Source organism: Halorubrum wangae (assembly GCF_051194135.1).
GTDB lineage: Archaea > Halobacteriota > Halobacteria > Halobacteriales > Haloferacaceae > Halorubrum.
Map to the genome: position 1 here is coordinate 270,223 of NZ_JBLZNH010000003.1, position 18,995 is coordinate 289,217.

At 67.0% G+C, this 18,995-nt stretch carries 16 protein-coding genes; 3 read left to right on the forward strand and 13 right to left on the reverse strand.

The annotated features are described in order from the left end of the window. Positions 1-8: 8 nt before the first annotated feature. From ACNS84_RS11475 to ACNS84_RS11485, 3 genes are read right to left on the reverse strand one after another with little or no spacing between them, the layout of a single operon-like run. The gene (locus tag ACNS84_RS11475; RefSeq protein ID WP_435075002.1) at positions 9-1,139 is read right to left on the reverse strand and encodes an extracellular solute-binding protein; all 1,131 of its coding nucleotides are present in this window, start codon (positions 1,137-1,139) and stop codon (positions 9-11) included. Positions 1,140-1,178: 39 nt separating this feature from the next. Continuing rightward, positions 1,179-2,360 (reverse strand): alpha-1 4-glucan-protein synthase, encoded by a 1,182-nt coding sequence (locus tag ACNS84_RS11480; protein WP_435075003.1) that lies wholly within the window; start codon positions 2,358-2,360, stop codon positions 1,179-1,181. A gap of 22 nt (positions 2,361-2,382) precedes the next feature. Then, positions 2,383-3,507: a lysylphosphatidylglycerol synthase transmembrane domain-containing protein gene (locus ACNS84_RS11485; protein WP_435075004.1), complete on the reverse strand. Its 1,125-nt coding sequence runs from the start codon at positions 3,505-3,507 to the stop codon at positions 2,383-2,385. 228 nt (positions 3,508-3,735) lie between these two features. Between ACNS84_RS11485 and ACNS84_RS11490 the strand changes: the two genes are divergently transcribed. Next, positions 3,736-4,008, forward strand: coding sequence for a DUF7967 family protein (locus ACNS84_RS11490; RefSeq protein ID WP_435075005.1), 273 nt, complete (start codon positions 3,736-3,738; stop codon positions 4,006-4,008). Positions 4,009-4,070: 62 nt separating this feature from the next. After that, the gene (locus tag ACNS84_RS11495; RefSeq protein ID WP_435075006.1) at positions 4,071-4,631 is read left to right on the forward strand and encodes a rhomboid family intramembrane serine protease; all 561 of its coding nucleotides are present in this window, start codon (positions 4,071-4,073) and stop codon (positions 4,629-4,631) included. 69 nt (positions 4,632-4,700) lie between these two features. Here the strand turns inward: ACNS84_RS11495 and rpsJ are convergent, their stop codons facing one another. The 6 genes from rpsJ to ACNS84_RS11525 form a co-directional block, all read right to left on the reverse strand. Then, positions 4,701-5,009, reverse strand: coding sequence for a 30S ribosomal protein S10 (rpsJ, locus tag ACNS84_RS11500; protein ID WP_004048854.1), 309 nt, complete (start codon positions 5,007-5,009; stop codon positions 4,701-4,703). Between the two features lie 3 nt (positions 5,010-5,012). Beyond that, positions 5,013-6,278, reverse strand: coding sequence for a translation elongation factor EF-1 subunit alpha (gene tuf / locus ACNS84_RS11505; RefSeq protein ID WP_435075008.1), 1,266 nt, complete (start codon positions 6,276-6,278; stop codon positions 5,013-5,015). A gap of 221 nt (positions 6,279-6,499) precedes the next feature. Further along, positions 6,500-7,486, reverse strand: a complete 987-nt coding sequence (locus ACNS84_RS11510) for a homoserine dehydrogenase (RefSeq protein ID WP_435075009.1) — start codon at positions 7,484-7,486, stop codon at positions 6,500-6,502. Further along, on the reverse strand, positions 7,483-8,076 hold the full coding sequence (locus ACNS84_RS11515; RefSeq protein WP_435075010.1) for an amino acid-binding protein: 594 nt from the start codon (positions 8,074-8,076) through the stop codon (positions 7,483-7,485). Before ACNS84_RS11515 ends, ACNS84_RS11510 begins: the two co-directional genes overlap by 4 nt. Continuing rightward, positions 8,073-8,195: a hypothetical protein gene (locus ACNS84_RS11520; RefSeq protein WP_435075011.1), complete on the reverse strand. Its 123-nt coding sequence runs from the start codon at positions 8,193-8,195 to the stop codon at positions 8,073-8,075. Before ACNS84_RS11520 ends, ACNS84_RS11515 begins: the two co-directional genes overlap by 4 nt. A gap of 192 nt (positions 8,196-8,387) precedes the next feature. Next, positions 8,388-10,577, reverse strand: a complete 2,190-nt coding sequence (locus ACNS84_RS11525) for an elongation factor EF-2 (protein ID WP_435075012.1) — start codon at positions 10,575-10,577, stop codon at positions 8,388-8,390. 196 nt (positions 10,578-10,773) lie between these two features. Here ACNS84_RS11525 and ACNS84_RS11530 point away from each other — a divergent pair, with 196 nt between their 5' ends. Further along, complete coding sequence (locus ACNS84_RS11530; protein ID WP_435075013.1) at positions 10,774-11,418, forward strand: bifunctional 4-hydroxy-2-oxoglutarate aldolase/2-dehydro-3-deoxy-phosphogluconate aldolase; 645 nt, start codon at positions 10,774-10,776, stop codon at positions 11,416-11,418. Between the two features lie 336 nt (positions 11,419-11,754). Here ACNS84_RS11530 and polC read toward each other — a convergent pair whose 3' ends face one another. The 4 genes from polC to ACNS84_RS11550 form a co-directional block, all read right to left on the reverse strand. Then, the gene (polC, locus tag ACNS84_RS11535) at positions 11,755-16,803 is read right to left on the reverse strand and encodes a DNA polymerase II large subunit (protein ID WP_435075014.1); all 5,049 of its coding nucleotides are present in this window, start codon (positions 16,801-16,803) and stop codon (positions 11,755-11,757) included. Between the two features lie 16 nt (positions 16,804-16,819). Further along, positions 16,820-17,239 (reverse strand): PPC domain-containing DNA-binding protein, encoded by a 420-nt coding sequence (locus tag ACNS84_RS11540; protein WP_435075016.1) that lies wholly within the window; start codon positions 17,237-17,239, stop codon positions 16,820-16,822. Positions 17,240-17,423: 184 nt separating this feature from the next. Beyond that, positions 17,424-17,804 (reverse strand): NifU family protein, encoded by a 381-nt coding sequence (locus ACNS84_RS11545; protein WP_435075017.1) that lies wholly within the window; start codon positions 17,802-17,804, stop codon positions 17,424-17,426. Between the two features lie 95 nt (positions 17,805-17,899). Continuing rightward, the gene (locus ACNS84_RS11550; RefSeq protein ID WP_435075018.1) at positions 17,900-18,226 is read right to left on the reverse strand and encodes a DUF5783 family protein; all 327 of its coding nucleotides are present in this window, start codon (positions 18,224-18,226) and stop codon (positions 17,900-17,902) included. Between the last annotated feature and the right edge of the window lie 769 nt (positions 18,227-18,995).

Here is an 18,995-nt window from a genome sequence, read left to right on the forward strand (position 1 = left end):
GGCGCGCCCTACACCTCGACGCCGGCCTCGCGCATGAGGTCGATCGTCGGTTCGAGATCGGACAGCTGTGTCAGGTCGATGTCGGGGACGTCGAGTTCGTCGATCGTCGGGAGGTCGCCGATCGGCTCCACCTCGGGGATGAGCGGGTACTCGAACGTCGTCCGAGCGAAGTAGTCCTGCGCCTCGGCCGACAGCAGGTGCCGCACGAAGTTCTGCGCGAGGGTCGCGTCGGCGGCGGTGTCGACGACCGCGGCGCCGGCGACGTTGAACACCGCGCCGGCGTCGCCGCTGGTGAAGGCGGTGCCGATCGACGCGTCGGGGTTGCCGTCGAGGACACGCTGGATGTAGTAGTGGTTCGTGAACGCCGCGTCGATCTCGCCGTCGGCGATCGCCTGACAGGCGGCGAACTCGTCCGCGTAGCTACTGATGCCGGAGTCGACGACCGCCTCCAGCCAGTCAAGCGTCGCGTCGGGGCCCTCAATGAGCCGCATCGCAGTAATGAACGCCTGACAGGAGCCGTACGAGGGGGCCCAACCGAGGCTTCCGGCGAACTCTTCGGGATACGCCATGATGTCGTCCGGCAGGTCGTCGCCGGAGAACTCGTCGGTGTTGTACGGGACGGTTCGGGCGCGCCCTGACGTGCCGATCCACTGCTCGGTCCGGAACTCCTCGCGGACCATGTCGGTGATCTCCGCGGGGAGCGCCTGCGTTCGCCCTTCGTTAGCGAGCGCGCCGAGCGCGCCCGCGTTGACCGAGTAGAACACGTCGGCCGGCGACCCCTCGCCCTCGTTGACGATGGCGTTCACGTGGTCGGTGGAGCCGGCGTACCGAACCGTCAGGTCGAAGTCGTCGTACAGGTCGTCGATGTACTCGACGAGTTCGCCGACGAGGAACTCGCCTCGGCCGGAGTAGACGGTGAGTTCGCCGGACAGGTCGGGCATGTCGGCCATCGACGTGCCGCCGGGAGCGTCGCGCCCCTCGCGGCCCGAGCCGATCTGGCCGATCGGCGACTGGGAGTCGTCGCCGTCGTCGTCGTCGTTGCCCGTACAGCCCGCCAGCCCGCCGACGCCGAGCGCGCCCGCGGCTGCGAGGAACCGGCGTCGCCGAACCTCGCGTCCGGTAGAGTCGTGGTCCATCATGTGTTTTAGGCTTACCTAAACAGGTTTAGTCGTGTCGGTTCAGTCGTCCGCGACCATCGGCGTCCGGCGAATCGCGTCGAGACAGTCGAGCCAGTCGCGCATGTACTCGCCGCAGTGGTTGAGGAACGCGCCGTTGTTCCACTCGGAGAAGTCACCCTCCGCGAGCGCGTCGGCCGTCTCCCCGAACACCGCCGCGAACGAGTCGGCGTCCTCGCCCGCCTCGTCAACGACTTCCCAGACGTGTTCGTTCAGTTCCAGCCCGGCCACCTCGTTCGCGAGGTCGTCGAACGTCGACCGCGGGGCCTTGTTGTGTTCACACAGCGGACCGCCGTTATAAATGCGTTTGTCGAGTACGTCGCAAGCGCGTTTGAGGAAGAGGCCCGACCAGATGTCGTCGAACCGGCCGACCTCCCACTCGTTGTCGTCCATCGGGAGCTGGTAGAACGCGGGGATCACCTCGCGGCGGAACGCGAGGTTCATCGAGCAGACCGTGAGGTAGTTGCCGCGCGCGGCGACGAAGTCCTCGCCGAAGTCGTCCGCGGTCGTGCGGGTCTGAGCCTGCCCCTCCAGGTCGCCGTCCATGAGGATTCGGACCGCGTCGAGGTCCGGGACGTTCGTCCACAGCCCCTGAGAGGCGACGACCTCGCCGACTTCGACCTCGACCGCGTCCGTCTCGACCGTCTCGTTCATCGCCGAATACGGGTACCCGCGGGGGTAGAGGCCGTGTTCGTCGGCGTTCCGGTGGAGGACGTTCACCCAGTTCTCGTCGGAGCCGACGGACTCGACCTCGCCCTCGAAGGCGAGGTTCTCCATGTGGCGCCCGAAGTAGTCCTCGTCGTCGTGCGGGAGCGTGTCGTCGTCGATAAAGAGGCCGTATTCGAAGGAGTCGTCGGCCCACATGTAGAGGAGTCCGAAACTCGTCTCGGCGTGGCTCGCGGCCGGAACGACGTGACCGTACTCCGCGACCCCGTTCGACTCGTACCACTCCTCGCGGCGGCTCCCGTCGAACACCTCGCCGGAGACGTCGAGGTCGGCGAGCATCGCGCGCATCTCGTCGACGTCACAGAAGTCCTCGGTGACGAGTACGAAGTGGAGCCGGTCGGTATCGAATCCGTGCTCTCTGGCGTTCGCAACGTACTCTCGGAGGCACTCGTACTCACGAATCGTGGGAACGATGACGCAGACGTCCCCGCTCGCGGCCGACGGGTGGCGTTCTTCCATACTGCACACTTTTTAGGTTGGCCTAAAAGTTTGACGGTCCGGGGTTCGACGCCTCGCCCTCGCCGCCCGTCGCGGAGGCGATCGTCGGCGAGAGCCCGAACGCGAGCGCCGCGACTCCGCCGCCGACGAGCGTGACGGCGTTTTTCAGCGCGTGATCGAGGATCGCCGCCGCGAGGGCCGTCTCGACCGGAAGGCCCGTCGCGCTCACGACGAGGCCGGTGAACGCCGCCTCGTACAGCCCGATTCCGCCCTGCGAGAGCGGGAGCACCTTGGCGAGGTTGCCGACGCTGACCGCGAGCGTCCCGACGACGACCAGCGTCGGTGCCGACAGGAGACCTCCGACGCCGCCAACGAGCGCGGCGAGCACGAACACGGCTGTGAGGATATCGAGCGCCCAGATCAGGAGGCTCCAGAGGAACACTGCGCCGAGACGTCGAGGGGAGGCCGCGACGACCCGGATCGACGCGCCGAACCTGACGGCGGCGTCGACGGCCCGCGCGAGTCGGGGGCGCTCGATCCGAGCACGGAGCGCGGGACCGAACTCCCGATCGCTTCGCGCGACCGCGACGGTCGCGAGCGACGCGATCAGCGCGACGCCGGCGATACCGGCCGCGGCCGTGACCGCAGTCGACGGGCCGACCGCGCCGATCGACGCTCCCGAACCGGGCGAGCGACCGGTCAGGAGCAGTGCGCCAAGCGCGGCCCCGCCGAGCGCGCCGATCGCGACGAGGTCGAACGCGCGTTCGACGGCGAGCGAGGCGACGCCGGTCGGGTACGGCACCCCTCGGCGTTCCTTGAGCAGGTACGCGCGGACGCCGTCGCCGGCGCGGGCCGGGACGACGAGGTTCGCGGTCTGACTGGCGAATGCGGTCGCGGTGAGGAAGCCGGTCCCGCAGCGACGACCCATCGCCGAGAGCACGTCGCCGTACCGCCGTCCCCTGATCGGCCACGAGAGGAGGTAGGCGACGAGACCGAGCGTCAGCGCCGTCGGATCGGCCGCCGTGACGGATTCGACGATCGCGTCCGCGTCGACGCTCCGGGCGAGGATCGCCGCGCCGATGCCGAGGACGAGGAGCGTCGACACGACGGTGAGCCGTCCGCGCGAGACGCCGGCACGGACGCGTCCCAAGATCCCGTCGCCCGTCACGGCCGTGACCCGGCGCGCCGGATCGACCGGCGTCTGCCGGCCGACGTGCCGATTCGAGGGCGTTCGAGGGGGCGTTCGACGGTCATGTAGTTATTTAGGTTGCCCTAAAACACATAACCCTGACGGTTCGATCGATTCGACGAATTCCGTCGAGAGCGAACCGACCCGCGTTCTCGGGAACCGCAGACCGCCGAAAGCCGTTTTTGTACGGCTCACAAAATATCGTACATGTCCGATTCGGTTCGCATGTGGCTCGTTGAACGGACGTACTCCGACGACGAGCAGAACATGGTGATCCTCACGTACGCCACGCCCGATGGCACGCGCTACTTCCGAAAGGAGCGCGCGCTCACCTCGTTTTCGGACGTCCGGGACACCACGGCAGCGGTCGACGCCGACCCGGCGAACGTCGGCCACGTCGACGACCCCGACGACCGCGAGCGGTACGCGGCCGAAGCCGAGCGGATGGCAGCGGCTCACACCCCCGACGACGTGATCTGAGCGGCCGACTCGGCGGGGCGACGCGGCCGCGCTTAAACCGATCCGGACCCAACAGGACACTGATGCGAGCCACCCTCGACACCCTCGCGATCGCCGCGCTCTTCGGGATCGCACAGGGAGCACTGCGCTTCGTCGACCTCGCGGGAGTCTTCGCGCTCGCGACCCCGCTGTCCGTCGCGCCGTGGACGGTCGTCACCAGCGTGTACGCGCACGGGTCGGTCGGCCATCTGCTGGCGAACGGCCTCGCGCTGCTCCTCGTCGGACCGCTGATCGAGCGGCGGACGACGCGGCTCCGCTTCCACGCGTTCGTGGTGGCGACCGGCGCGCTCGCCGGGATCGCACAGGTCACGCTCGGCGGACTGATCGGCCCGCCGAGCGCCGTCTTGGGACTGAGCGGAGCGGTGTTCGCGCTCGGCGGGTACCTGCTCGCGGGCAACATCGTGACGGCGACGCTGTTCGACCGACTGCGGCTCCCGCCGCGCGCGCAGTTCGCACTGTTCGGACTCGTCGCCGTCGTGCTCACCGCGACGACCGCGGCGCCCGGTGTAGCGCTGATCGCCCATGCCGTCGGCGCGTTCTGCGGCCTTCTCGCGGGACGGATCGGACTGTTGGACGCTCGGTGAGAATCGACGGACAACGCCGTCGCTGGCGGCGATTAAAGAAAACGAAGAGAGCGGAAAACGCCCTAGCGCTTAGTCTTCGAGAACGATCTCGATGCTGACGTCGTTCGGCACTTGGACGCGCATGAGCTGGCGAAGCGCGCGTTCGTCGGCGTCGATGTCGATCAGACGCTTGTGGACGCGCATTTCCCAGTGCTCCCACGTCGCCGTCCCCTCACCGTCCGGGGACTTTCGCGACGGGATCTCGAGCGTCTTCGTCGGCAGCGGGATCGGGCCCGACAGGGCGACTCCCGTCGAGTCCGCGATCTCGCGGACGTCGTCGCAGATGTCGTCGAGGTCCTCGGGGCTCGTGCCGGCGAGGCGGACGCGTGCCTGCTGCATCGATTATCGCTCGTTGACTTCGAGCACCTTGCCGGCCGCGATGGTCTGACCCATGTCGCGGATGGCGAAGCTGCCGAGTTCCGGAATCTCGCCGGACGGCTCGATGCTGAGCGGTTTTTGCGGGCGAACGGTGACGACCGCGGCGTCGCCGGATTTGATGAAGTCCGGGTTCTCCTCGGCGACCTCACCGGACGACGGGTCGATCTTCTGGTTGATCTCCTCGATCGTACAGGCGACCTGCGCCGTGTGGGCGTGGAAGACCGGGGTGTAGCCGGCGGTGATGACCGACGGGTGCTGCATGACGACGATCTGCGCCTTGAACGTCTCGGCGACGCTCGGCGGGTCGTCGGCGGGACCACAAACGTCGCCGCGACGGATGTCGTCCTTGCCGATGCCGCGGACGTTGAACCCGACGTTGTCGCCCGGCTCGGCCTTGGGTACTTCCTCGTGGTGCATCTCGATCGTCTTCACTTCGCCGCCCACGTCGGACGGCTGGAAGGAGACGTTGTCGCCGATGTTGAGGATCCCGGTCTCGACGCGTCCCACGGGGACGGTCCCGATACCGGAGATCGTGTACACGTCCTGGATGGGGAGTCGGAGCGGCGCGTCCGTCGGCGGCTCGGACTCCGGCAGGTCGTTGAGCGACTCCAGCAGAGTGGGGCCGTCGTACCACGGGGTGTTGTCGGACTCCTCGGAGATGTTGTCGCCTTCGAAGGCCGAGATCGGCACGAACGTGGTGTCGTCGGTGGCGAAGCGGACCTGGTTGAGCAGGTTCTTGACCTCTTCGACGACCTCCTTGTAGGTGGACTCCTGGTAGTCGACCAGGTCCATCTTGTTGATGCCGATGATGAGCTCGTTGATGCCCAGCGTGCGGGCCAGGAACACGTGCTCTCGGGTCTGGGGCGCGACGCCGTCGTCTGCCGCGACGACGAGCACCGCGTTGTCGGCCTGCGAGGCGCCCGTGATCATGTTCTTCACGAAGTCACGGTGGCCCGGGCAGTCGACGATGGTGAAGTAGTAGTTGTCCGTGTCGAACTCCTGGTGGGCGATGTCGATCGTGACGCCACGCTCGCGCTCCTCGGCGAGGTTGTCCATCACGTAGGCGAACTCGAAGCCGCCTTTGCCCTTCTCTTCGGCTTCCTCGCGGTGCTGCTCGATTACGTGCTCGGGGACGCTCCCCGTCTCGAAGAGGAGGCGACCCACGAGCGTACTCTTGCCGTGGTCGACGTGGCCGATAATGGCCAGGTTCTGGTGCGGTTTGTCACTCATGGGGTAATCACGCGCTAAGGCGCTCTGTGAGTAGGTTTCGGTTGATTCCACTAAAACGGTTTCGATACGGGTCACAGAGCATCTCGCCGCCGTCGGGCGATTATCGACAACGCGGGGCACGGCAGCGGGGCACACGATCGGGGGTGAGATCGCGGTCGCGCGGCTCGGCGGGGAAACTGTCGGTGGTGAGGCGGCCGGGGTCCCGCCGCCGGCGGCGCTCGCTACTCCAGTCGGCCGACGTCCCCGAGCACCGCGCTCGCCGTCTCCGGGCCGCCGGCGCCGCGTCCCGAGATGTTGAGCCGGCCGGCGTGCGAGGTCTCGATCTGGACGATATTCTGCGTCCCCGACACCGCGAGCGTCCCGTTCTCAGGGACGAGCCGGGGGGCAACGCGGACCGTCTCGCCGGTCGCCTCGCCGATAAGGCGGACGGTCCGACCGTCCTCGGCGGCGAGCCGAAGCGCCGATCCCGGCACGTCACGAATCCCGGAGACGTCGGCGTCATCGAGGGTGAACTCTCGGGCGTCGGCCGGGTCGTCGGCCGCACCGAAGGAGAGCACGTTCGCGAGGATGACGCATTTGAGCGCCGCGTCGGTGCCGTCGACGTCGAAGGAGGGGTCGGCCTCGGCGACGCCGAGGTCCTGCGCTTCCGCGAGGACGTGGTCGTAGTCGAGTCCCTCCGCGGCCATGCGGGTGAGAATGAAGTTCGCCGTCCCGTTGAGCACGCCCCGGACCGCCGTGACGTGGCCCGGTTCGATATCCTCGACGGTCGAGACCGCCGGAATCGCGCCGCCGACGGTCGCCTCGAACCGAACCTCGCCCGCGCTGTCGTCGACGGCCGCCTGCAGGTCGCTGAACCGCTCCGCGACCGGCCCCTTGTTCGCGAGCACGGCGTGGCGGTCGCGCTCCAGCGCGCGAGTCACGTGCGAGAACCCGGGCTCGGCGTCGCCCAGCGTCGTCGGCGTCGCCTCGACGAGAACGTCGTAGTCGGCCGCCAACGCGTCCGCAGGGTCGGCGTCCCCGACGATCCCTCGCTCGGCCTTCCGAGCCACCACCGCGTCGGCGTCGACGCCAGTCGCTCGGCCGTCCGTCCCGTCCGCGACGACGGCCGTCGAGGAGTCCGCGACCGCGACAATCTCGTGGCCGTACTCGCCCGCGAGGTCGACGACGGAGCGCCCGACGGCGCCCGCGCCGATGACGGCGAGTCTCACGCCTCCACCCCCGTGAGCGGCTCGACCAGCCGAAGACCCTTCTCCTCGGCCAGCTCCCGAACCGCCGCGAGCGCCGCCTCCGTCTCGCCGGCGCGCGCCTCGAGGCGGAGTCTGGCGCTCGACACGTCCTCGGTACCCTGCGGGGCCGCCAGTGACACGTCGGCGACCGACGCGGACGCGCACGCCTCGATCCGCGAGAGCGTGTCGGAGAGGTCGGTGTCGATGAGGTGGCCGAACAGCAGCAGCGTCACCTCCTCGGCGTACCGCTCCGTCCCGGCCTGCACCACGTTCACGCCCTCGTTCCGGAGGGCCTCGACGATGCCCTCGAAGCGCTCCGGCGTCGCCTCGAAGTCGACTTCGACCGGGATCCGACCGCGCGGCGTCTTGTTCCCCCGCTCGTGGTAGATCGAGAGGAGGTTCCCGCCGTTGTCCGCGATCGGGTGGAGCGCCGCGAGGAGCTGGCCCGGCTCGTCGGCGAGTTCGAGCCGCACCGTGTGGGTCGACGGCGCCGTCGACGCGTGCCCCCCGTCGGGAGTCGCGTCGTCGCCGTCGGCCGGCTCTTCGGGGGCGCCGTCCCGTTCGTCGCTCACGCCGCCACCTCCGTGTGACGCGCGGTGATCACGGTCCGGCACGGTCCTGTCGGCGTGGCGGAGCGGTCGCTTGCTGGCTCCGTCACGATGCGCCGAGCGGGAGTCGTGCCCGTCTGCATACTCGAAAGAAGTCGGGGGATCAGGTATAAGCCTTCGGCGATGGCAGGCGTTGCCTCGCTTCTATCGTGTGAACTCACGACACGGCGAATCGATGGGGCCGACGAGAATGGCGACGGAGCGAGGCGATCCGACCGACGCAAAAACGCAAAAACGGAAGCGAACCGCAGCGGGCCGCGAACCGCGTCGTCGACTTAGAAGTAGTCGATCGACTGCGGCAGTTCGAGCTTCATACCCTTGCGCTCGCGGATCTCCATGATCTTCTCGCGCTGCAGGTTGTCGACGAGGACGCGGAAGCCCGCGTTCTCGGTGTTCCACGAGGCACGGCCCTCGGTGGCCGAGCGGATGTCGGAGGAGAAGCCGATCATCTCCTCGACGGGCGCGATGCCCTCGACGACCATCAGGTCGCCCTCCTGGTACATGTCGTCGACGCGGCCACGACGACCCTGGATCTCACCGGACGCGGCGCCCATGTGTTCCGAGGGGACGTCGATACGGACGTCCTGAATCGGTTCGAGCAGGCGGACCTCGCCGTCGATCAGCGCACGATGGACCGCGTTGCGAACCGCAGGGATAACCTGCGCGGGCCCGCGGTGGATGGTGTCCTCGTGGAGCTTCGCGTCGTGCAGGCGGAACAGCGACCCCTGGACCGGCTCGGCGGCGAGCGGCCCGTCGTCGAGCGCCTCCTGAAGCCCTTCCAGAACGAGCTCCATCGTCTCGTTGAGGTGCTGAATCCCCTTCGTGTCGTCGATGAGGATGTTCGTCCGGTGGATGTCCTCGACGTTCTGGGACGTATCCTTGTCCATGCCGGCGTCCTGCAGCGCCTCGCGGCGCTCCAGTTCGGGCATATCCATGGAGACCTCGCCGAGCTGGATCGCGTCGACGATCTCCTGGGCCATCGGCTCGACGGTGAGGTAGAACTTGTTGTGGCGGTTCGGCGACTGTCCCTCGACCTCGCGGGACGCCTCCTGAGGCTGCTCGCGGAAGACGACGATCGGTTCGCCGGTGATGACCGGAATGCCCTGGTTGTCGCGGATCCGCTGGGTGATCACTTCGAGGTGGAGCTCCCCCTGCCCGCTGATGAGGTGCTCGCCCGTGTCCTCGTTGATCTCGATCTGGATCGTCGGGTCCTCCTTGGCGACCTGCTGGAGCGTCTCGATGAGCTTCGGCAGGTCGTCCATGTTCTGGGCCTCGACGGACTTCGTGATGACCGGCTCGGAGATGTGCTCGATCGACTCGAACGGCGTCATCTCCACGGAGGAGACGGTGGAGCCGGCGATGGCGTCGCGCAGGCCGGTGACGGACGCGATGTTCCCGGCCGGGACGCGGTCCACCTCCTCGCGCTCGGACCCCATGAAGAGCCCGACGCTCTGAATCCGGTTTTTACCGGCGGTCCCGGAGACGTACAGCTCTTGACCCTTCTCCAGCGTGCCGGAGAAGACGCGGCCCGTGGCGATCTCGCCCGCGTGCGGGTCCATGGAAATGTCGGTGACCATGAAGACGACCTCGCCGTCCTCGTCGACCATCCGCATCGTGTCGGCCAGCGAGGATTCCGGGTCGCCGCGCCAGATGCGCGGGACACGACGGGGCTGGGCGTCGACCGGGTTCGGGAAGTGCTCGCAGACCATGTCGAGCACGACGTTCGAGAGCGGCGTCCGGTCGTGGAGTTCGTCGCGCTTGTCGGCCTGTTCGAGGTCCATGATGTCGCCGAAGTCCATGCCGGTCCGCTGCATCGACGGCATGGAGACGCCCCACTTGTACAGCGCGGAGCCGAAGCCGACCGTCCCGCCCTCGACGGAGACGGTCCAGTCCTCGGGAATGTCGTCCATGTTCTCGGCCATCCCACGGATGAGTTCGTTGACGTCGGCGATGACGGACATCAGCCGCTCCTGCATCTCCTCGGGCCCCTCCTGGAGCTCGGAGATGAGGCGGTCGACCTTGTTGATGAACAGCGCCGGCTTCACACCCTCGCGGAGCGCCTGCCGGAGCACCGTCTCGGTCTGGGGCATCGCGCCCTCGACGGCGTCGACGACCACCAGCGCGCCGTCGACCGCGCGCATCGCGCGGGTGACGTCGCCCCCGAAGTCGACGTGGCCCGGCGTGTCGATGAGGTTGATGAGGTGGTTGGTGTCCTCGTACTCGTGGGTCATCGAAACGTTCGCCGCGTCGATGGTGATACCGCGCTCCTGCTCGTCCTCCTTCGTGTCCATCGCGAGCTGCTCGCCCGCGGTGTCCTGGGAGATCATGCCGGCACCGGCCAGCAGGTTGTCGGAGAGCGTCGTCTTCCCGTGGTCGACGTGGGCGGCGATGGCGATGTTCCGGATGTGCTCCGGGTTGTCCATCAGCCGCTCGCACTCTTGAACGATTTTCTTGCGTCGGCCCATTATACCGCTTGTTATCGACAGCAGGGTCAAAAGGGTAGTGTTTCTCCGCGGCCGTTTCGCCGGGGACACCCCGGATCGCCGCCGGTTTCGTGTCGAACAGTCTCACGATTCGGAGCGGGCAAACAACACGGAGGGACGCCGCGGGACCGCGGTCGCCTCCACGCGGATTTAAATGCGCGGCGCGGAACCGGAGCGTATGAACGACACCCTCTCGCGGCTCGCCGACACCGGCGTCGTCGCGGTCCTGCGCGGAGTCGAGGCCGACCAGCTCATCGAGATCACGGAGGCGCTCCGCGAGGGCGGGGTCACCGCCGTCGAGATCACCGCTGACACGCCCGACGTCGCCGGGAAGCTCGGCGAGGTGACGGGGTCGTTCGGCGACGAGGTCGTCGTCGGCACCGGCACCGTCCTCGACAGCGAGACCGCCCGGACGACCCTGATGGCCGGCGCGGAGTTCGTCGTCTCGCCGAGCCTCCACGAGGACGTGATCGAGACCTGCAACCGCTACGGCGCCGTCACCGCGCCCGGCGTGATGACCCCGACCGAGGCGATCCGCGGCTACGAGGCCGGCGCTGACTTCGTGAAGGTGTTCCCCGCGAAGACCGTCGGTCCCGCCCACCTCGGGGCGATGAAGGGCCCGCTCGGCCAGATCCCGATGATGCCGACCGGCGGCGTCGGCCCCGACAACGCGGCCGATTACATCGAGGCCGGCGCGTTCGCGGTCGGCGCCGGCGGCGCGCTCGTCGACTACGACGCCGCCGAACGCGGCGACTACGAGGCGATCACCGAGACCGCGCGCGAGTTTACGCGGGTCGTCGAGCAGGCGCGCGCCGGGGACTGAGCCGGGGAAGAACCGGGCGAGCGGAGACCGGAACGCCGACCGCCGCGAGCGGAACACCGGCCGGAGAGGGCGGGACGGAGTGGAGCGGTCAGCCGGCCGAGCGGCCACTCGTCACTGGAGCGGACAGATCGTATATATGCCATGTTGTATCATGGCGAATACTGTTGATACGCGAGCGACAACGGTCAGGTGACTTCCGCCACGATCCCGTCAGAGGCACGCGCTGGTCGGAAGTCAACGGCACGTCCCTGCCACCGTCCACCGGGGAACCCTTCCCCCCGTTGGCGTTCGTGATCCACCGGGTACGCGGGATCGGCGGGCGACCTCACCGACCCCTCACATGAAGTCCGCGATACCCGACTGCTTGTTCGTGTCGTCCTCGAAGATCGATTCGAGCGACTCCTCTAACACCTTCAGCCGCTGTTTCGTGTAGGGCCGGCAGCCGAAGCGGTCGGCGACTTCTATTGCCGTGTCGACGTACTTGTTCACCGACCCCTGGTGGACGGTGAGGTTCACCCGCCCGCCGCACTCGCGGCAGTCCCCGGTCAGCGGCATCCGGCGGTACTTCTCGCCGCAGTCGAGACAGCGCGTCTCCTGTCTGGAGAACGCGCGGAGGTTTCCGATAATGTCCGGCAGGAAGTGGTACTCGATGACCCGCTCGGCCACGTCGGTCTCGTCGACCGCGCGGATCTTCCGGGCCAACTCCAGCTGAGCGTCCATCTTCTCCATCATGTCGCCGAGCGTCTTGTACGCCGAGAGGTCCGGCCCCATCGCGATGTCCGTGGTGTCGTGAGTGTGGTCGAACCCGTGGTACTCCTCGTCGGTCCCGAGCGTGTCCTCGCCGAGCTGAATGCGGTCTTCCAGCTCCTCCGGGTCGGTCAGATCCAGCGTCGCTTCGTAGAACTCGCGCGGGTACTCGCGCACGATGTCCATGTTGTGTGCCTCGTCGTCGATCTCCGAGGGATCGATCCGCGAGGACATCACGAGCGGCGCGTCCATGCGCCCCCCGCGCTGGTCGGGAAGAAATTCTTTCGAGAAGTTTAGAAGTCCGTCCATGAGGAGCATCACGCAGTCCTCGTCACCGTCGCACTGACCGGAGTACAGGTCGTTCGCGACGAGCGTGTTCGTCTCTTCGACAGTCAAACAGTACGTGAATTCGGTGTCGGACTGGACCGTCTCGACAGAGACGACTTCGTCGACCCAAACGTCGCCACCGTCGCCGAAGAGTCGCTGTGTCCGGGTATCGATGCGGTTCAGCGCGTCAGTAAGTGTCTCCTCCTTGCGGCCGAGATGGAAGCCAATTCGGTCGGCGAACCTCACGGCGTTCTGTGATGTGACTTTGAGAATCCAGGATTCGAACGACCGCTCGTCGTCGTAGAACTCGGCTACTGCACCCGTCTTCGGGGTACGCTCCTCGCGATAGACTTTCGTAGCGATACCGAACCGCTTGAGCGCTGCGACGAGGTCGGACTGTAGATCGTCGCTCACCGTGTGTGCACGAACTTCGACACGTTCGCTGGACGTACTTCCGTCGCCGGAGAAGTACGCCGCGAGGAACGTTCGGAGAACCGAGTCCGGTGCGGAGAGCACGCAGTCCGGTATTCGTTTCGTCTCGGCACGACTCCCGGCGTCGAGAACATCCGAGAACAACGTCGTGACGAGGCGACTGGAGACAGTAATCTTCCACTCGTTCTCCTCGAACGCCTCAACGTCAAACACGTCGTCAAAGACGTCAATGATTTCGTCGCGCGGCACGTCGTCCGGCGTGCAGATGGTCGTCTGGTAGAACGACCCTGCCTCCTGTCGCGTGAACCCTTCTGCAGCGTAGTACCCAAGCATCGTGCCGACTGTCTCGTCGACCTCGAACTGACGCGAAATCGAAGTGCCGTCGCGACGGATTCCAAGTGTCACGTCGGTGGGAAGGCGTTCGACAACAGTGTCGCAGTCGTACAGTTTGAGCAGAACGCCAGCCGGGATGCTGTCGCGAGACACCCAGTTGTACACCGTCGACTGACTAACATCGAGGAGTTCCGAAACAGGCTTCAGGTAGTTCTCGGCGTCTGTCGCGTCGTCGAGGAGTTGTTTGAGGTCGGATTCGCCGAGTCCTCGGATCATCAGGTCGTCGTTCGAAACGGCGTCCGCGTCGAGGAATTCCGCGAGCAAGTCGAACGTCGCTGTTTCCCCGTCGACCGGAATCTGTTTCGGCGCGGGGAGCGCATCTTCCGTGGTTAACTCCCGGGCCAACACGCGCTCGACTCCATCGCCGGTCCACCGACGCATCGAGTGGTCGGGTGTCACCGTCAGCTCCTGTCCACTCTTCGTTTCGACGCGGACAAGGTGGTCGGGCGAAGGATGCTTCGAGACTGCTTCGACCCGTTGGAGCGTTTCCTCGCCATCCTCAGTTACGGACGGCACGTACACGTCGTCGTCGAGTTTCTGGGCAAGCGTCCCGAAGTCGTCCTCGTCAGCCGTTTCGGCGTCAAGTCGGTCCTCGACGAGCGTCTCGAGGGGGTCGTAGTGCCACGTTCCAGCTTCGTCCTCGAACCACACTTTCGTCTCCGGGTGGAAGCAGTTACGGCGTTTCGCGGCGTGAAAGTACGGATGAGCGTATCCGACCGCGGCCGACGTAAATCCTACCACTCTCCCGACAGTTGCGGCGCTCGTGTGCGGGGCCATGCCGAAGACGAGCTCGCCGACGAGGTCGTCGCGCTCGTTCACCTCGTAGAAGCGGGGGAGGCCGTAGAACTGTTCGAGGAGGTCGTCGACGAAGTCGGCGGTCCGGAGCATGTGCTCTGCGGCGCCGTCGGAGAGGACGATATCCTGCACGCGGAGCTCCACGAGCTGGTCGTCGTGGCGCAGCGGGTCGCCGTCGATGTCGGTCTCGTATCCGATCTCCCGGAGGTGGTCGGCGGTGACGTCGAGCTCCTCGGGCCGGACCGACGTAACCGGCAGGTCCGTCATGTCGTACCGGACGGTGCCGTCCTTGAACGACGTGACGCCGTTCTTCGCGCGCAAGATGCCCTTCTCCATCGGCTCGGGAGTCTTGTTCCGCGAAGTGAGCCCCTGCACTCCTTTGAGGATCTCGAAGGAGGCCTCGCGCTCGCCGACGTTCGCCAGCGCGGAGCGGTACGCGTCGTTGACGTCGACTTCCTGGTAGGTCGCCGCCCGGACCTCCCACTCGCAGCGCGGACACTCGACTCGGCCGGCCTCGTCGGGCTGGCAGACGGTGCCGCAGTCGCCGCACTCGTAGTGGGGCTCGGTGTGGACCTCGCAGTCGGGGCACCGCGCCTTGTAGGTGTGTTCGCCACAGTCGGGACAGACCCGATCCGAGACCTCAACCTCCAGCCGGCCGCGGTGACCCGAGTCGTCCATCACGTTCGCGGCCTCGGCGACGTCACGCTGGGGGCCGCCGGCCTCGTTGATCGGGAACAGCGTGTGGACCGCGGGTGAGAGGTCGCGGCTCTCGGACTTCTCGGGGCGACCCATCCGGTTCCCGATGCGGGTCGGCGCCCGCTCTCTGATCTCGAAGGGAGCCACCTCGTTGACGGCCTTCACGGCGTTCTCGCCGTCGTCCCACTCGCGGGCCGCCGCCGAGAGGTCACCGTCGTCCCACGTCTTCCTGAGGCCGTCGTCGACCCCGAGCGACCGGGCGAAGGGACGCCACGTCGAGATCCGGAGCGCGTCAGGCGTCGCGGCGTGTTCGACTAACAACGCCTCTAACGCCGTCTGCGTGGTCTCCGTGCGCTCGATGGCGAGGACACCCTCGACCACGTCCCCGGCGGCGACCGCGTCGGCGAGTGCCTCGAACTCGGCGACCGACACGTCGTGCCAGAGGTACGTGTAGTCGGGGTGGAGCGGACAGTCGTACTCGCGCGCCCACGCGAGCGCCTCGTCGACGTCAGGGTGTTCGAGGTCGATGTTGGGATCGTCCTGCATGGCCTGTACGTCGGCGCCGGTGTCCGCGAACTCCTTCACCCACCACTCGTACACGTAGGAGGCGGGCGCGAGCGGGTGGTTGTTCTCGACGAACTCCCCGTAGTTGACGAGGTACTCGCCCAGATCGAGCACCTTCTCTACGCCGTTGCGCACAGCCTTCGCCTCTTCCGGGTCGTCGATCCGCCGGACCTCGCCGTTCGCGAGGCGGACCGTCGGTCCCTCGATGGAGTCCACGGGGACGACGCCGTGGGCCTTCCCCGGGCGCTCCGTCTTGATCTGCGTGCCGGCCGCGAGGAAGTCGTCAACGAGGTGCATCGTCGCCGGGTGGACCCCGCCGGTCGCGAAGCCGTGATTGCGCGCGCGACCGTATCGCAGGCGGAATCCGCCCGCCTCGCTCGGGTGAGTGAACACCGGGCGACCCGCGATCAGGTCCCGGAGGAACTTCTGCGAGGGCTTCGCTCGGGGGGGACCGTCGGGCTCGTCCCCTCCGGAGTCGGCGTCCGCGGCACGCTCGCTCTCGCCCTCGCCCGCGGCGGTCTCGGCGTCGCTTCCGGAGCCGTCAGCGTCGCTTGCGTCGGCCTCCGCGTCGCTCGCGCCGGACCCGTCCTTCCCGATCGTCCCGTCGATCAGGTCCTGGAGCCACGGCCAGTCGACCTCGTCGAGGTCGCGGGTGTACCGCTGGATCTTCGGCGCCTTCAGCGCGATACCCTCGGCGGCGACGAGACACATCCCGCCGCGGGCGGAGTTCGTGTCGACCCGTTCGAGGTCGCGGAAGCCGGAGACCTCCTCGTCGCTCGTCGCCTCCCCGTCGAGCATGATGGGGATGTGCTCCGCGATGAACTTCGACTCCTTGTCCTTCGGCGTGTACTGGAGCCCGGTCTCCTTGTCGTAGAGGGCGATCTCCTCGGCGTAGCGCTCGACCTCCACGTCGCGCGCCTTGTATTCGTCAATACCCAGCAGCGATCGGGCGTAGTCGGCGACGAGGACGGAGAGCGCCTGTGCCGTGCCGCCGGCTGACCGGATCGGACCCGCGTAGTAGACGTTGACGAACTCGGTGCCGTCGTCGTTCTCCAGCAGTTCGACGCGGTCGATCCCCTCGATCGGCGCGGCGACGACCCCCTCGGTGAGCAGGGCGACCGCGGTGCGGACCGCGCCCTCGACCTTTCCGGCGCGGGAGTCGTAGTCGCCGACCGTCCCCTCGACGAAGTCGGTGACGAGCTCCAGGGCCGCCTCCTCGCGGGACATCTCGCCTTCTAGCTCGCGGACGCGTTCCGCAACGCCGTCGATGCCGAGGATGTTCTCCACCCGGTCGGCCATGTCGCGGGCGACCGGAATCTCGACCTCCGGCTCCGGGTCGTGCCCCTGCGCCTTCGCCGCCTCGGCGAGCTCCAGCGCCTCGTCGAGGCGGTCTTCGATCCCGGCGAAGTAGCGCTCGTCGTCCGGCCTCATCGCCGCGAGGCCCACCTCACAGCCATAAGTCGAGGTCGGTGGTTGCGTCGTGGGACCGTTCTAGCGACTCGTCGAACGCGCGGAGGTGACACTCGCCCGCCCAGACGGTCGCGGAGTCGAGGTGTCCGGCGAGCGCCTGCCCGCTCGGTCGCGACAGCACGGCGTGGGTGTGCGCGAACACGTCCCCGTCGAGCAGCGAGATGTTCCCGACGCAGGCGGCGACCTCCAGCGGTTCGTCGAAGGTCACCGACCGGTACTCGGTGTCGTCCTGATCGTAGAACCAGACGTCCGCGTCCTGAACGGCGCCGAGCGCCGTGAACCAGCCCGCTTCGACGTCCTCCGCGCGGGCGAGGTCCTCTATCTCCTCGCGCCAGTCCGCGCCGGTCTCGAATCGAGCGACGTACTCCGCCGTCGTCTCGACTTCCCGATGGTGCATAGGAACCGTCCACGCTCGCGAGGGGCAAAAAGGCTTCAGTCGCGGTGCCCGAGTCGGCGGGGCGATATTCATATAGCAATATGCAATACATTGGTGGGAATCGGTGCGATGAGCGAAGTCGAGAGACTCGGCGCTACAGCGTCTAAAAAGCAGGAGAACGAGGAAAGTCGACCGGAGCGGCAGTTCAGAACGGAGCCTGCGGGCCTTCGTCGGCGCCGTCGTCGTCGTCGGTCGTCTCGCCGGGGAACGACGGGGACATGCCGCCGCTGCTCGTTCCGCCGAGGTCGCCGTCGGCGCCGGCGTCCATGCCGGTGTCGGCGTGGACCGTCTCGATCTCCGGGATCTCCTTGACCATCCGCGACTTGATCGCCTGGATCGTCATCGGCGAGATACCGCAGCCGGAACAGGCGCCGCCGAGCTGCACCGTGACCTCCCCGTTCTCGCGGTCGAGGTGGCTGATCGCCGCGCTCCCGCCGTGCATCTGAATCTGCGGGAAGTTGCGCCGCAGGAAGTTCGTGATCCGCTCGCGGAGTTCGTTTTCCCCGTCGGCAGTGTCCGTGCTCATGCCAGCGAATTGGCGGTCGGCGGGCTTATGCCTTTGGTTCGACCGGATTCGAGCCGCGAGAACTGGGGTCTCCAACCGTAAACGGACGGCGGTGTTTACTCGGGCCGCTCGACCTGAAGCGTCCGGTGGAGCTCCGCCTCGATCCGCTCGACGTACTCGTCTAACGTCTCCTCGAACGTCTCGTCGTCGACGAGAACGCCCTGGATCCGGTCACGCGGGTTTTCGGGGAGCTCAACGCGGAACTCGCCGTCCTCGTAGAACGGTTCGGACTCGTTGAGGATCGTCTGGTCGATCCCGTGGATCAGCTGGGAGTCGTGGCGCTCGTTCATGTGGTTGAACGCGTTCTTGTACGCTCGCTGGAGCTCCTTGAAGTAGTGGACGTACTTGTCCTCGAACTTCTCGGGGTCGAACTCGTCGGCCATGTTCTGAGCGAGGATACGACGGGGAAAAAGGCGGTCGATCACCGGCCGAGCGGCTGAGATCGGCAAACAACGCGGGCGGCGTGACGACCGTATCCGATGGCCAGGCTGTAGGCCGTTCGGGGGGGCCATAAACTGCATTTGGCTATATCAAAATAGCAATCGGCACCCGAGCACAGTTTCGGGGGGACGAGTCGGCTGTGACAGAGTTTCCGTCCGCTCGGTGCCCGCGCTAACTGGGAATTCGGATTCGTGTGAATGAGGACGCGCGGACGGCGTCACTGGTTTTCGGCGATACTGAAGGGCGGTCACTTCTGGGAGGCAGACCCAGGGGACTCGTCGGGTCGCGCGCGATCGACGCCGAGGCAACGAGGGCAACGCTGCGGTAAACAGAGTGCGTTGTCCGTTCACCATCGGCGTTTCCTCCGGGAGTAGTCTCGGCGATCTCACTCTTGAGTCGCACTCCGAGCGCCGAGACGGTCCGACCGCGAGCTTCGTGGCCGAGGCGGACCGCGATGTCGACGCACCGCGGATCGCCGTGATGGGGTGGACCTCCCTATCCGATAGACGCTTAGGTGCCCGATAATAACGTCCCTCGTCCTTCTACGGAGCGTATTGGAACGGTTTGTCCTCGCTCGAAAATGTCATCTTTTAAACTCAGTAGACGGTCGCTCCTGGCCCTTGCCGGTGTCGGGCTGACGAGCGGGTGTGCTCAGCGGTCCGAGCCCGCGGGCTCGCGCGACGAACAGCGACCGCTCTCAGTACGAATCAA